At 40.0% G+C, this 13,827-nt stretch carries 16 protein-coding genes; 11 read left to right on the plus strand and 5 right to left on the minus strand.

Annotation, left to right across the window (positions count from 1 at the left end):
• The first annotated feature begins 267 nt into the window (after nucleotides 1-267).
• The 5 genes from M1G12_RS00005 (at nucleotide 268) to M1G12_RS00025 (ending at nucleotide 4,921) form a co-directional block, all read left to right on the plus strand.
• The gene (locus tag M1G12_RS00005; protein WP_247949174.1) at nucleotides 268-1,434 is read left to right on the plus strand and encodes an AI-2E family transporter; all 1,167 of its coding nucleotides are present in this window, start codon (nucleotides 268-270) and stop codon (nucleotides 1,432-1,434) included.
• On the plus strand, nucleotides 1,424-2,653 hold the full coding sequence (locus M1G12_RS00010) for a tetratricopeptide repeat protein (protein WP_247949175.1): 1,230 nt from the start codon (nucleotides 1,424-1,426) through the stop codon (nucleotides 2,651-2,653). Before M1G12_RS00005 ends, M1G12_RS00010 begins: the two co-directional genes overlap by 11 nt.
• A 138-nt stretch (nucleotides 2,654-2,791) precedes the next feature.
• On the plus strand, nucleotides 2,792-3,433 hold the full coding sequence (locus M1G12_RS00015) for an amino acid ABC transporter permease (RefSeq protein WP_247949176.1): 642 nt from the start codon (nucleotides 2,792-2,794) through the stop codon (nucleotides 3,431-3,433).
• A gap of 9 nt (nucleotides 3,434-3,442) precedes the next feature.
• Nucleotides 3,443-4,072, plus strand: a complete 630-nt coding sequence (locus tag M1G12_RS00020; protein WP_020902749.1) for an amino acid ABC transporter ATP-binding protein — start codon at nucleotides 3,443-3,445, stop codon at nucleotides 4,070-4,072.
• A gap of 9 nt (nucleotides 4,073-4,081) precedes the next feature.
• Entirely contained in the window at nucleotides 4,082-4,921 is an 840-nt protein-coding gene (locus M1G12_RS00025; protein ID WP_247949177.1) for an amino acid ABC transporter substrate-binding protein, read from the plus strand.
• A gap of 61 nt (nucleotides 4,922-4,982) precedes the next feature.
• Here M1G12_RS00025 and lysS read toward each other — a convergent pair whose 3' ends face one another.
• From lysS to M1G12_RS00050, 5 genes are all read right to left on the minus strand, one after another.
• On the minus strand, nucleotides 4,983-6,473 hold the full coding sequence (lysS, locus tag M1G12_RS00030) for a lysine--tRNA ligase (protein WP_247949178.1): 1,491 nt from the start codon (nucleotides 6,471-6,473) through the stop codon (nucleotides 4,983-4,985).
• A gap of 137 nt (nucleotides 6,474-6,610) precedes the next feature.
• A complete protein-coding gene (locus M1G12_RS00035; protein ID WP_247949179.1) occupies nucleotides 6,611-7,228 on the minus strand; it encodes a histidine phosphatase family protein in 618 nt (205 codons plus the stop codon).
• Nucleotides 7,228-7,710 (minus strand): aminoacyl-tRNA deacylase, encoded by a 483-nt coding sequence (locus tag M1G12_RS00040; protein ID WP_049500383.1) that lies wholly within the window; start codon nucleotides 7,708-7,710, stop codon nucleotides 7,228-7,230. The genes M1G12_RS00035 and M1G12_RS00040 overlap by 1 nt, the downstream gene beginning before the upstream one ends.
• Nucleotides 7,710-8,552 (minus strand): DUF368 domain-containing protein, encoded by an 843-nt coding sequence (locus tag M1G12_RS00045; protein WP_078238385.1) that lies wholly within the window; start codon nucleotides 8,550-8,552, stop codon nucleotides 7,710-7,712. The genes M1G12_RS00040 and M1G12_RS00045 overlap by 1 nt, the downstream gene beginning before the upstream one ends.
• A 94-nt stretch (nucleotides 8,553-8,646) precedes the next feature.
• Complete coding sequence (locus M1G12_RS00050) at nucleotides 8,647-9,447, minus strand: glycoside hydrolase family 25 protein (protein ID WP_247949180.1); 801 nt, start codon at nucleotides 9,445-9,447, stop codon at nucleotides 8,647-8,649.
• Between the two features lie 154 nt (nucleotides 9,448-9,601).
• Between M1G12_RS00050 and glmU the strand changes: the two genes are divergently transcribed.
• The 6 genes from glmU to M1G12_RS00080 all read left to right on the plus strand — a co-directional run bounded on the left by glmU (nucleotide 9,602) and on the right by M1G12_RS00080 (nucleotide 13,825).
• Nucleotides 9,602-10,981 carry a bifunctional UDP-N-acetylglucosamine diphosphorylase/glucosamine-1-phosphate N-acetyltransferase GlmU gene (glmU, locus tag M1G12_RS00055; protein WP_078238387.1) on the plus strand — a complete coding sequence of 460 codons (1,380 nt, stop codon included), beginning with the start codon at nucleotides 9,602-9,604 and terminating at the stop codon, nucleotides 10,979-10,981.
• Nucleotides 10,982-10,990: 9 nt separating this feature from the next.
• Entirely contained in the window at nucleotides 10,991-11,536 is a 546-nt protein-coding gene (locus tag M1G12_RS00060) for an NUDIX hydrolase (protein WP_079252864.1), read from the plus strand.
• An 11-nt stretch (nucleotides 11,537-11,547) separates the two neighbouring features.
• The gene (gene macP, locus M1G12_RS00065; protein ID WP_227325763.1) at nucleotides 11,548-11,859 is read left to right on the plus strand and encodes a cell wall synthase accessory phosphoprotein MacP; all 312 of its coding nucleotides are present in this window, start codon (nucleotides 11,548-11,550) and stop codon (nucleotides 11,857-11,859) included.
• A 16-nt stretch (nucleotides 11,860-11,875) separates the two neighbouring features.
• Nucleotides 11,876-12,568: a 5'-methylthioadenosine/adenosylhomocysteine nucleosidase gene (locus M1G12_RS00070; RefSeq protein WP_214614723.1), complete on the plus strand. Its 693-nt coding sequence runs from the start codon at nucleotides 11,876-11,878 to the stop codon at nucleotides 12,566-12,568.
• A 76-nt stretch (nucleotides 12,569-12,644) separates the two neighbouring features.
• Entirely contained in the window at nucleotides 12,645-13,136 is a 492-nt protein-coding gene (gene rocS / locus M1G12_RS00075; RefSeq protein ID WP_000021242.1) for a chromosome segregation protein RocS, read from the plus strand.
• A 98-nt stretch (nucleotides 13,137-13,234) separates the two neighbouring features.
• A complete protein-coding gene (locus tag M1G12_RS00080) occupies nucleotides 13,235-13,825 on the plus strand; it encodes a 3'-5' exonuclease (RefSeq protein ID WP_214614724.1) in 591 nt (196 codons plus the stop codon).
• The last annotated feature ends 2 nt before the right edge of the window (nucleotides 13,826-13,827 follow it).

The raw sequence follows: 13,827 nt of genomic DNA on the forward strand, positions 1-13,827 counted from the left end.
ATGGGACTTTTTTTCTACAACAAAATAGGCTCCATAATATCCATAGGGGATTTACCCACTACAAATATTATAGAGCCGAAATTTGCTGATGAAAAAGCCAAATCCAATGCTGATTATCAGAAGAACTTAGACCGTCATATTCAAGACTAATCAAATCTCCTCTTTTGAGGAGATTTTTTATGTCGCAGTCTCCATGTAAGCACTTTAAAAAAGAGTTATTTTGGCCTAAAAATGGTATAATGAAAGGACGACAGAAAGGAATTATATATGGAACAAAAAGAGAAACATTTTAGCCTATCTTGGTTTTTCAAGTGGTTTTTGGATAACAAGGCCATTACGGTATTTTTGGTAACCTTATTATTGGGACTCAATCTGTTTATTTTAAGTAAGATTAGTTTTTTATTTTCACCTGTTTTAGACTTTTTGGCAGTCGTGATGTTGCCAGTTATTCTATCTGGTTTGCTATATTATTTATTAAATCCTATTGTTGATTGGATGGAGAAGCATAAGGTTAATCGTGTTATAGCTATCACTATTGTCTTTGTCATCATCGCTCTTTTTATCATTTGGGGCTTGGCAGTAGCGATTCCAAATCTGCAACGTCAAGTTTTAACATTTGCAAGAAATGTACCAATCTATCTCGAAGATGCTGACAGGGTTATTGACGATTTGGTAACCAAGCGTTTACCAGATGATTTTAGACCTCAGTTAGAACAAGTTTTGACCAACTTCTCAAGTCAGGCTACAGTTTGGGCAAGTAAGGTTTCATCTCAGGCAGTCAACTGGGTGAGCGCCTTTATTAGCGGGGCTTCTCAAGTGATTGTTGCCTTGATTATCGTTCCTTTCATGCTCTTTTATCTTTTGCGTGATGGAAAAGGCCTACGTCACTATTTGACCCAATTCATCCCAACGAAATTGAAAGAACCTGTTGGACAAGTTTTATCAGATGTGAATCAGCAGTTGTCTAATTATGTTAGAGGACAAGTAACAGTGGCTATTATTGTTGCGGTAATGTTTATGATCTTCTTCAAGATCATTGGTCTACGCTATGCAGTTACGTTGGGGGTTACTGCTGGTATTTTAAATCTGGTTCCTTATTTGGGTAGCTTCTTAGCTATGCTTCCTGCCCTAGTATTGGGCTTGATTGCTGGGCCAGTTATGCTTTTGAAAGTAGTGATTGTCTTTATCGTAGAACAAACTATTGAAGGTCGTTTTGTCTCTCCATTGATTTTGGGAAGTCAATTAAACATCCATCCTATTAATGTTCTCTTTGTTTTGTTAACTTCAGGATCCATGTTTGGTATCTGGGGAGTCTTGCTCGGTATTCCGGTTTATGCCTCTGCTAAGGTTGTTATTTCAGCGATTTTTGAATGGTATAAGGTAGTCAGTGGTCTATATGAACTAGAGGGAGAGGAAGTAAAGAGTGAACAATAGTCAACAGATGTTACAGGCTTTGGAAGAGCAAGATTTAGTTAAGGCAGAGCATTATTTCGTCAAAGCTTTAGAAAATGATCCAAGTGAGCTTCTTTATGAATTAGCGACTTATCTAGAAGGGATTGGTTTCTATCCTCAAGCCAAGGAAATTTACCTGAAAATTGTAGAGGATTTCCCAGAGGTTCATCTTAATCTAGCAGCTATTGCTAGCGAGGATGGTCAAATCGAAGAAGCCTTTGCTTATCTTGAGGAAATCCAAGCTGACAGTGACTGGTATATTTCGGCTTTGGCTCTGAAGGCAGACCTTTACCAGTTGGAAGGTTTGACAGATGTGGCGCGTGAGAAATTATTGGAGGCCTTGACTTACTCAGAAGATCCTCTCTTGATATTGGGCTTAGCAGAGTTGGATAGTGAGTTGGAAAATTACCAAGAGGCCATTCAAGGCTATGCCCAGTTAGATAATCGTACTATTTATGAGCAAACAGGCATTTCTACCTATCAACGAATTGGCTTTGCCTATGCTCAGTTAGGGAAATTTGAAACAGCTGTAGAGTTTTTAGAAAAAGCCCTGGAGTTAGAATACGATGACCTAACGGCTTTTGAGTTGGCCAGTCTTTACTTTGATCAAGAAGAATATCAAAAGGCCGTCCTCTACTTTAAGCAGCTTGATACTATATCACCTGACTTTGAGGGATATGAGTATGGTTACAGTCAGGCCTTACATAAGGAACATCAAGTTCAAGAAGCCCTGTGTATCGCCAAGCAAGGCTTGGAGAAAAATCCTTTTGAAACAAGACTCTTGTTAGCAGCTTCACAATTTTCTTATGAATTGCATGATGCTAGTGGTGCAGAAAATTACCTCCTTACTGCTAAAGGAGATGCTGAGGATACGGAAGAAATCTTACTCCGTCTAGCAACTATTTATCTGGAGCAGGAGCGTTATGAGGATATTCTAGACTTGCAAAGTGAGGAGCCAGAAAATCTCTTGACCAAGTGGATGATTGCTCGTTCCTATCAAGAAATGGACGATTTGGATACTGCCTATGAGCTGTACCAAGAGTTGGCAGGAGATTTAAAGGACAATCCAGAGTTTCTGGAACACTATATCTATCTCTTGCGTGAATTGGGCTACTTTGAGGAAGCAAAAGTCAATGCTCAAGCTTACTTAAAACTGGTTCCAGATGATGTGCAAATGCAAGAATTGTTTGAGACATTGTAAGAATATATTTTTAAAACTGTATCTTATCATTTTTGATAGATATAGTTTTTCTTTTTAAAGAGAATTTTTTTACAAAAATTCTTGGTTATTTTGTTTATTTATGCTATAATAGGAACAATTATTTTAAGGAGGTGCAGTATGTCTTATTTGTTTGAGATATTACCGAGTTTATTGAGTGGTGCAAGCATGACTTTGCAGGTTTTTGCACTGGTCTTGATTTTTTCTATTCCCTTGGGCGTTTTGATTGCCTTTGCCTTGCAAGTCCATTGGAAGCCCCTCCATCATCTGATTAATATTTATATTTGGATTATGCGGGGAACACCCTTGCTCTTGCAATTAATCTTTATCTATTATGTGCTGCCAAGTATTGGGATTCGTTTGGACCGTCTTCCTGCGGCTATCATTGCTTTTGTTCTCAATTATGCAGCTTACTTTGCTGAAATCTTCCGTGGAGGAATTGATATCATTCCTAAAGGTCAATATGAGGCCGCCAAGGTCTTGAAGTTTAATTCTTTTGACACAGTGCGCTATATTATTTTGCCTCAGGTGACCAAGATTGTTCTTCCCAGTGTCTTTAACGAAGTTATGAGTTTGGTCAAGGATACCTCTCTGGTCTATGCTCTAGGCATTTCAGACCTTATCTTGGCGAGTCGAACAGCTGCCAACCGTGATGCTAGTCTGGTCCCAATGTTCTTGGCAGGAGCCATTTACTTGATTTTGATTGGTATTGTGACCATTCTTGCCAAAAAGGTTGAGAAGAAGTACAGTTACTATAGATAGGAGGCTGCCATGTTAGAATTACGAAATATCAATAAAGTCTTTGGTGAAAAGCAAATTTTATCCAATTTCAGTCTAAAAATTCCTGAAAAGCAAATCCTAGCTATCGTTGGGCCTTCTGGTGGAGGTAAGACAACCCTCTTACGTATGCTTGCGGGTCTTGAAACCATTGATTCAGGGCAAATCTTTTATAATGGAGAATCTTTAGAACTGGATGAACTAGAGAAGCGGAATTTACTGGGATTTGTATTCCAAGATTTTCAACTTTTTCCTCATTTATCAGTTCTAGATAATTTGACCTTATCGCCCGTAAAAACCATGGGAATGAAGCAGCAAGAGGCTGAGAAGAAGGCGTGTGGGCTCCTGGAACAGTTGGGACTGGCAGGGCACGCAGATGCCTATCCTTTCTCACTATCTGGTGGGCAAAAGCAAAGGGTGGCCTTGGCGCGTGCTATGATGATTGACCCAGAAATCATTGGTTACGATGAACCAACTTCTGCACTTGATCCAGAATTGCGCTTGGAAGTGGAAAAACTTATCTTACAAAATAGGGAACTTGGAATGACGCAGATTGTGGTTACTCATGATTTACAATTCGCTGAAAACATCGCAGATCAGATTCTCAAGGTTGAGCCCAAGTAGGAGGTGCCGATGACTAATAAGAAAATTGCTTTAGTATTGGTTTCTATCCTGACTCTTTTTTTAACAGCTTGTATTCAAAAGGCTAGTAATCCAAAGCAGGATAACTGGGATAAATATCAAGAGCAGGGGAGTATAACCATTGGTTTTGATAATACCTTTGTACCCATGGGTTTTGAAGAAAAGAATGGCCAATATACGGGCTTTGATATTGACTTAGCACAAGCTGTCTCTGAAAAATTAGGTTTTAAGGTTCAATTTCAACCAATCGACTGGGATATGAAGGAGACAGAACTGCAAAACGGAACCATAGATGCCATCTGGAATGGCTATTCTGCCACTGATGAACGCCGAGAGAAGGTTGCCTTTAGCATTCCATATATGGAAAATCAGCAAGTTCTGGTTGCGAAGAAAAGCCAGCAAATTCATTCAGTAGAGGATATGAAGGATAAGACCTTGGGAGCCCAAGCCGGTTCCTCTGGTTATTTAGACTTTGAAGCCCAGCCAGATTTACTGAAAAATCGTGTCAAAGACCAGAAGGCTAATCAGTACCAGAGTTTTAATGAGGCCTTGATTGATTTGAAAAATTACCGAATTGATGCCTTGTTGATTGACCGAGTGTATGCTAATTACTATCTCCAGTCTGAGGGTAAATTAAATGACTACAATGTCTTTTCAGCAGGATTTGAAAGTGAATCCTTTGCGGTCGGAGTTAGACCAGCTGATAAAAGATTATTAACAGTATTAAACCAGGCCTTTATCGAACTATACCAAGAAGGAAAGTTCCAGGAAATCAGCCAAAAATGGTTTGGAGAAGATGTAGCAACTAAAGAAGTGAAAAGTAGAGATTGAGTTTTTACTCAGTCTCTTTTTGCATCAAAAAATCCCCTGGCAAGTACCAGAGGATAAGAATTTATTTCATTGTTGGGAAGAGCAATACATCACGGATAGTGGTTGTATCAGTTAGGAGCATGCAGAGACGGTCGATACCGATTCCCAAACCACCTGTTGGAGGCATACCGTATTCAAGGGCTTCAATGTAGTCGTAGTCAATACCAGTTGCTTCATCATCACCAAGTTCTTTAGCTTTAGCTTGGGCTTCGAAACGGCTAAGCTGATCGATTGGGTCGTTCAACTCGGTAAAGGCATTACCGTATTCTTTGGTCATGATGAAGAGCTCAAAACGGTCAGTAAAGCGGTCGTCTTCAGGATTTTTCTTAGCGAGTGGAGACACAGCTACTGGATGACCATAGACAAACGTTGGTTGAATCAAGGTTTCTTCAACGAACTCTTCAAAGAAGGCGTTGATAATGTGACCAACTTCAGTGTAATGTTTCTCAACTGGAACTTTCTTCTCAGCAGCGATAGCTTTAGCTTCCTCGAAAGTCATATCTTGCCAGAAGTCTACACCAGTAATTTCCTTGATAGCATCTACCATGTGAACACGTTTAAATGGTTCGTTGATTTTGATTTCAGTTCCTTGATAGTTTACTGGACCATCACCCTTAACTGCCTTAGCAGCGTGTTGGATAATAGCTTCCGTCAAGTCCATGATATCTTGAAAGTCAGCATAAGCTTGGTAAACTTCGATAGAAGTAAATTCAGGGTTATGAGTGGCATCCATTCCTTCGTTACGGAAGATACGGCCAATTTCATAGACACGCTCCATACCCCCAACGATAAGGCGTTTCAAGTGAAGCTCAGTCGCGATACGAAGCACCATGTCAATGTTTTGGGCATTGTGGTGAGTGATAAATGGACGGGCAGCAGCACCACCAGCTTCGTTGTGAAGAACAGGTGTTTCGACTTCAAGGAAACCTTTTTGATCAAGGTAACGACGGATTTCAGAGATGATTTTTGAACGAGTGACAAAGCGTTCAAAGCTTTCACGGTTAGAAATCAAGTCAAGGTAACGTTTACGGTAAATTGTTTCAACGTCTGTCAAACCGTGGAATTTCTCAGGGAGTGGGCGAAGTGCTTTAGACAAGTGAGTGATGTGAGTAGCTTTGATAGAGAGTTCTCCCATATCGGTACGCATCACTTCACCTTCGACACCAAGGAAGTCACCAAGGTCTGCTTTTTTGAAGATTTCATAGTTTTCTTCACCGACAGCATCCTTACGAACGTAAATCTGGATTTGACCTTCGCGGTCTTGAAGGTGGGCAAAACCTACTTTACCTTTACCACGTTTGGTTACCAAGCGTCCTGCGATAGTAGCTGTTTCGTTTTTATCGTGTAATTGTTCTTTATCGAGGTCGGCAAATTTATCTTTTAATTCTTGTGAATTTGCAGTGCGTTCAAAACGTTTTCCGAAAGGATCAATTCCTTGTTCACGGAGTGCAGCCATTTTTTCACGGCGAACGATCTGCTGGTCATTTAGTTCTTCCATATGTTCTGTTGACATGGGATCCTCCTAGTTTTACTCAAAATTGAATACGATGAGTCATTTTTTGCGATACTCCCATTTTATCATAAATAAGCAAGAAATTCACGGATAATCTTTAAAAACTAAAAAGAACTTGACGCTAAAATCAAGTTCTGTTATTGATAGGAAGTATCATTCCAAGTATCGAGAGTAAATGTTTCAAAATCATGGGTTTCTAGAATGGTTAGGCTGGCATTTGCTAGACCGCCATCTTTACGAAGAAGAGGCTCTTTATAACCTAGAAGAGTACGAAGACTAGCAGTAAGATTAGCGCCGTGGCCGACAATTAGAATACACTCAGCTGGACTATCTTTTAATGATTTGATAAATTGGATGGTCCGTTGTGTGGTGCTATAGAGGGATTCGGCTCCAAACATTTTTGTGTCAAACTTAGCTAGATTAGAACGAAAGGCTTGGATTTGTTGGGGATAAATAGATTCCAAGGTTGCAATTTTCAAACCTTCCAACTTCCCCAGCTGCCATTCACGGAGATTAGGAACGCTTTCTAAAGGACAGGGTGTCTGGAGTTGACTTTGGATAATTTCAGCAGATTTGACCGCTCGAGGTAAATCACTTGAATAAATCTGATCGAAAGGAATATCCTTGAGATACTGCCCTAGTTGTTTTAGGGTGTCAATAGATTCAGGAAGAAGGGGAGAATCTCCGCTAGCACCTTGAAAGCGTCCTTCTTGGTTCCAGACTGTACGACCGTGGCGGACAAAGTAGAGTTTCATTACTTACTGTCCTCCAAGATATCTGCAAAGTCGGCCTTTACAAAGCTAGCCAAGTCTTGTGGTGCGACGATAATGCTGTGACCAACTTCTCCAGCAGAGACAATCATTTGATCCAAGTCTAGAGCGATCTTATCGATAAAAATGGGGTAATTGTGTTTCTGACGAATTCCGACAGGATTATTGGCTCCATGAATGTAACCAGTTGTTTTTTCCAAGTCTTTTTGTGGAATCATGCTCACTTTTTTATTGCCAGAAATTTTAGCTAGTTTCTTTTCAGACAAGTGTTGGGTGATAGGGACAATTCCGATAATCGGTCCTGTCTTGTCTCCCAAAAGAGCCAAGGTTTTGAAAATCTGATCTCGTTCATAATCTTGAGGAAGCTCTCCTTCTAGGGCATTGATTTGAATCCCCTGATGTGGGATACCTGCTTTAGACAGGATTTGTTCCACCAATGTTTTTTTGATTTTAACTTTTTTTGCCATTATTTATACTTGTCCTCCAATTGGCTCATCCAAATACCAAGCCAGATTCCCAGAGCAAAGAAGAAGGCGATGATGACATACCCAACAAGAGAAAGACCAGTGTATTGGATACTTTCAGCGTTTCCTGCATTCGGAATCAAGATTAAGAGAGTACTTGATAGGACGATACCGATGATGAAATGATAGACGCGTGAGTGGTAGTTATTTAGGGCATAATCCATCAATTTTGAAAAAATGATGAGAGTTGCGCCTGCTCCAATTCCAATCGGGAAGAAGGTTCCCAAGAGGTCAAAGGTTTTAAAACCAGTCAACATAGGAGCATAGAGGCCCAAAATTAAAAGTAGATTTGATGGACTGAGGCCAGGAACCAACACGCCTAGAGCCAGTAGTGCACCCGCTAGGACGAAATTCAGAAAGCTGGCGCTCAAGGTTCCAACGACAAAATTTAAGGCATAGAGTCCTAATCCAGAAATAATAAAGGTTGTCCAGAACCAAGCTAAATCAATCTTGTCTCGGTCAGATTCTCGAGTTGATTCTTTTAGGAGGCTAGGAACCGTACCAATGATGGCACCCGCAAAGCTCCATAAGACAAAGACCTGATAATTTTCAAGCAGGTATTCAATCGGGTAGGAAAATAAGCCGATTCCCAGAAGCATACCAATGGCAACTGGTATAAAATACAAAACATTTTCTTTAAAGTCTTTAAAGGGATGAGCCAGAAAACCAATCATTCGTTCATAAATTCCTAGGATTGCTGCTAGAACCCCTCCGGAAATTCCCGGTAAGATAAATCCAAGAGCAATGACAATCCCTTTAATAACACGTGCTAACCATGAAAGCATATTTTTCCTCCAACTATTTCTATTTCAAAAAATCCTTACTATATTGTAACACAATCAAACACAAAAAGAAAAAGCAAATGATAAACAAATGCTTTTAAGGTTTTAAAAAGAGTTTTCTAAAGGTTTCTTCTTTGTTCTTTAAGGAAGAGATAACGTTGATATCCAAATCGTGGTCAAAGCCAGCAATTTTTCCTTTAGACGTGTACTGGTGAATGTCGTAATCTAAATCAGTCTTAGGAGTAGCTTCGTAAAATCCTGAGTCAGAACCATAGGAAGGAATCCAAACAGAGGTAAACTTGTCTGTATCAATACTGTGTTCTTCCATGAAGTAGACTCCAACGTAGATTCCAATATTTTTAGCACCTAGTGATTCTAGTTTTGCTCGAAAGGCTTCAACACCTTCGTTCATATTGGACATGGTTTTTTCTTCTACGTCTAGCCAATAGTAGCTAGGGCTGTATGGCGATGAAGCGTTATAAAAAACTTCAGCAGCCTTTTCCATTTCTTGGACACTTTTTCCAGCTACATAGGCATAGACAGCAACTGGGACGTTTCGTTTTTGAAATTCGGTAATATGGGTCTTAAAGGCCTTATCAACACCATTAACATAGGAAGCATCGTTCTCTTTGGACGTTTGAGCACCACTATGGACGCGAACAATAGCTCCAGAAATGTTTTGGGACAGAGTATCGTAATTGATTTCCTCAGGACGCTGCCAACCAGAAACATCAATTACCGGTTTATCTATATTGTGTAGCGCTTGCGTTTCTACTTGCGCGATATTTGACTTTGTTTTTACAGGATGGTCCTCAAAACGAGGGCGATTCAGGATTAAAATGAAAATCATAATCCCAAAAAAACCAAACAAAATAAGCGGATTTATTTTCTTTCTCATATCTCATAATTTTACCTTAAAAATGAGAAAAAATCAAAAAAAATACTCAAAAAATGGGTTAATAAAGGACTTTAGAGCATTTTTTCATTCAAGGGCGCGGAATGATTTGAAATATGGTATAATAAAAGGGAATTTCTAGAGAAAAGAGAAGATTATGTCAAATTATGCCATTATTTTAGCAGCGGGTAAAGGGACTCGCATGAAATCTGATTTGCCAAAAGTGTTGCACAAGGTTGCGGGTATTTCTATGTTGGAACATGTTTTCCGTAGTGTGGGAGCTATCCAACCTGAAAAGACAGTAACAGTTGTAGGACACAAGGCGGAATTGGTTGAGCAGGTCTTGGCTGGACAGACAGAATTTGTGACTCAATCTGAACAGTTAGGGACTGGCCATGCAGTTATGATGACAGAGCCTATCCTAGAAGGTTTGTCAGGTCACACCTTGGTTATTGCAGGGGATACTCCTTTAATCACAGGTGAAAGCTTGAAAAACTTGATTGATTTCCACATCAATCATAAAAATGTGGCCACTATCTTGACTGCTGAAACAGATAATCCTTTTGGCTATGGACGAATTGTGCGTAATGACAATGCTGAAGTTCTTCGCATTGTTGAGCAGAAGGATGCTACAGATTTTGAAAAGCAAATCAAGGAAATTAATACTGGAACCTATGTTTTTGACAACGAGCGTTTGTTTGAAGCTTTGAAAAATATCAATACCAATAACGCTCAAGGTGAATACTATATTACAGACGTCATTGGCATTTTCCGTGAGGCTGGTGAAAAAGTCGGCGCTTATACTTTGAAAGATTTTGATGAAAGTCTTGGGGTAAATGACCGTGTGGCTCTTGCAACTGCTGAGTCGGTTATGCGTCGTCGTATCAATCATCAGCACATGGTCAACGGTGTTAGCTTTGTCAATCCAGAAGCAACTTATATCGATATTGATGTTGAGATTGCTCCTGAAGTTCAAATTGAAGCCAATGTTACCTTGAAAGGGCGAACGAAAATTGGTGCTGAGACTGTTTTGACAAATGGAACTTATGTGGTGGATAGCACTATCGGAGCAGGAGCTGTTATTACCAACTCTATGATTGAGGAAAGTAGTGTTGCAGACGGTGTGACAGTCGGTCCTTATGCCCACATTCGTCCAGGTTCATCTCTAGGTGCCCAAGTCCATATTGGTAACTTTGTTGAGGTGAAAGGTTCTTCAATCGGTGAGAATACCAAGGCTGGTCATTTGACTTATATTGGAAACTGTGAAGTGGGTAGCAAGGTTAATTTTGGTGCTGGAACCATTACAGTCAACTATGACGGCAAAAACAAATACAAGACAGTCATTGGCAACAATGTCTTTGTTGGTTCAAATTCAACCATTATTGCGCCAGTAGAACTTGGTGACAATTCCCTCGTTGGTGCGGGTTCAACTATTACCAAAGACGTTCCAGCGGATGCTATTGCTATTGGTCGTGGACGTCAGGTCAATAAAGACGAATATGCAACTCGCCTTCCTCATCATCCTAAGAATCAGTAGGAGCCTATCATGGAATTTGAAGAAAAAACGCTTAGTCGAAAAGAAATCTATCAAGGACCAATTTTTAAACTGGTTCAAGACCAGGTTGAATTACCAGAAGGTAAGGGAACTGCCCAACGGGATTTGATTTTCCACAATGGAGCTGTCTGTGTTTTAGCAGTAACGGATGAACAAAAACTCATCTTGGTTAAGCAGTACCGCAAAGCCATCGAGGCTGTCTCTTACGAAATTCCAGCCGGAAAACTGGAAGTAGGAGAAAATACAGACCCTGTGGCAGCAGCACTTCGTGAATTAGAGGAAGAAACAGCCTATACAGGGAAATTAGAACTTTTGTATGACTTTTATTCAGCCATTGGCTTTTGTAATGAAAAATTAAAACTATACCGAGCAAGCGATTTGACAAAGGTGGAAAATCCGCGTCCGCAGGACGAGGATGAGACCTTGGAAGTCCTTGAAGTGAGCCTAGAAGAAGCTAAGGAATTAATCCAATCAGGTCATATCTGTGATGCCAAGACAATTATGGCTGTTCAATATTGGGAATTGCACAAAAAATAGAGGAGGTCAGTATGGGTAAACCTTTATTAACGGATGAAATGATTGAAAGAGCTAATAGAGGCGAAAAAATTTCGGGTCCCCCTTTGCTTGATGACGAGGAAACCAAGATTTTACCAACCTCTTCTTCCCGTTTTGGTTATGCCAATCCTAAGGAACATGGTTTTAGCCAGGAAACCTTGAAGATTCAGGTCGAACCGTCTATTCATAAAAGCCGTCGCATTGAAAATACCAAGAGAAATGTCTTCAATTCTAAACTGAATAAAATCTTATTTGCAGTCGTCTTTCTCTTAATTTTGCTTGTCTTAGCAATGAAACTTTTGTAATAGAAAAGGAATTGAAATGAAAATAGGAATTATTGCGGCTATGCCAGAAGAACTGGCGTATCTGGTCCAGCATTTAGACAATGCCCAGGAGCAAGTTGTTTTAGGCAATACCTATCACACAGGAACCATTGCTTCTCATGAAGTCGTTCTTGTAGAAAGTGGAATTGGTAAGGTCATGTCTGCTATGAGTGTGGCGATTTTAGCTGATCATTTCCAAGTGGATGCTTTGATTAACACGGGATCTGCTGGGGCAGTATCAGAAGGTATTGCTATTGGGGATGTCGTGATTGCTGACAAATTAGCCTATCATGACGTGGATGTTACAGCTTTTGGCTATGCTTATGGACAAATGGCGCAACAACCGCTTTATTTCGAATCAGATAAAACCTTTGTTGCTAAAATTCAAGAGAGTTTATCTCAATTGGACCAGAACTGGCATCTTGGTTTGATTGCTACAGGAGATAGTTTTGTTGCAGGAAATGATAAGATAGAAGTGATTAAGTCCCATTTCCCAGAAGTTTTAGCTGTTGAGATGGAGGGGGCAGCTATTGCTCAGGCAGCGCATGCTCTTAATCTTCCAGTTTTAGTCATCCGAGCTATGAGTGATAATGCCAACCATGAAGCAAACATCTCTTTTGATGAGTTTATTATCGAAGCTGGACGTCGCTCTGCCCAAGTCTTATTAGCCTTTTTGAAGGCCTTAGCTTAAGCGGAAATTTGACAGTTTTTCTAGCTTATGATAAGATTTAAGTAAAGAAAAGCTAGAAAACGTTTCAGAGGATATTATGAGTATTGAAATGACCGTCAGTGAGATTGCAGAGGTCTTAGGATTATCTCGCCAAGCAATCAATAATCGTGTCAAAGAATTACCAGAAGAAGACACAGATAAAAATGACAAAGGGGTAACAGTCGTTACCAGAAGTGGCTTGATTAAGCTAGAAGAAATCTATAAAAAAACGATTTTTGAAGATGAGCCTGTCAGTGAAGATGTCAAGCAACGTGAACTGATGGAGATTCTGGTTGATGAGAAGAATGCAGAAATTCTTCGTCTTTACGAACAATTAAAAGCCAAGGATCGTCAGTTATCAGAAAAAGATGAGCAAATGCGCATCAAAGATCGTCAGATTGCTGAGAAAGATAAACAACTGGATCAGCAGCAACAATTGACCCTTCAAGCCATGAAGGATCAAGAAAATCTTAAGCTAGAGCTGGACCAAGCAAAAGAAGAAGTCCAATCCACTAAGAAAGGCTTTTTTGCTCGTTTATTTGGAGGATAATCAAGGAGCTGTTTAGGTTAAATGCTAACCTGATGGCTTCTTTTGTTTCTAAATAGTATAGTTGCTCAATTAAAATAACAGTATAGGAGAGGTATAGAATGGAACGATTAGAAGAGTACATTGCTTTTGATTTAGAATTTAATCAGCATGAAGGACAAACACACTTGATTCAAGTATCGGCAGTGCGTTTTAGAGATGGTCAGGAAATCAATGCCTATGATTCCTATGTCCATACCAGCGCCCCATTAAAAAGTTTTATCAATGGTTTGACTGGGATTACAGCTGAGACCTTAAAAGATGCTCCTCCAGTGGAGAAAGTCATAAAAGATTTCCAAGAGTTTGTGGGTTCTTTACCGATGGTAGGGTACAATGCTGCTAAAAGTGATTTGCCTATTCTAGCAGAGCATGGTTTAGACTACAGCCTGCAGTATAAGGTGGACTTGTATGATGAAGCCTTTGAACGTCGTAGTTCAGATTTACACGGTATTGCCAATCTCAAATTGCAAACTGTTGCCTCATTTCTTGGATTTCAAGGTCAGTCTCATAATAGCTTAGAGGATGCTCGTATGACAGCGCGTGTTTACGAGTCCTTTCTAGAGTCGGATCAAGCTAGAGAATTGTTAGGGGCAGAAAGTAGCCTATCGAACAATCCTTTTGGAGGCTTAGACTTGTCTCAATTATTTGATTAGGA

Source organism: Streptococcus mitis (genome assembly GCF_023110375.1).
GTDB classification, from domain to species: Bacteria; Bacillota; Bacilli; order Lactobacillales; family Streptococcaceae; genus Streptococcus; species Streptococcus mitis_CI.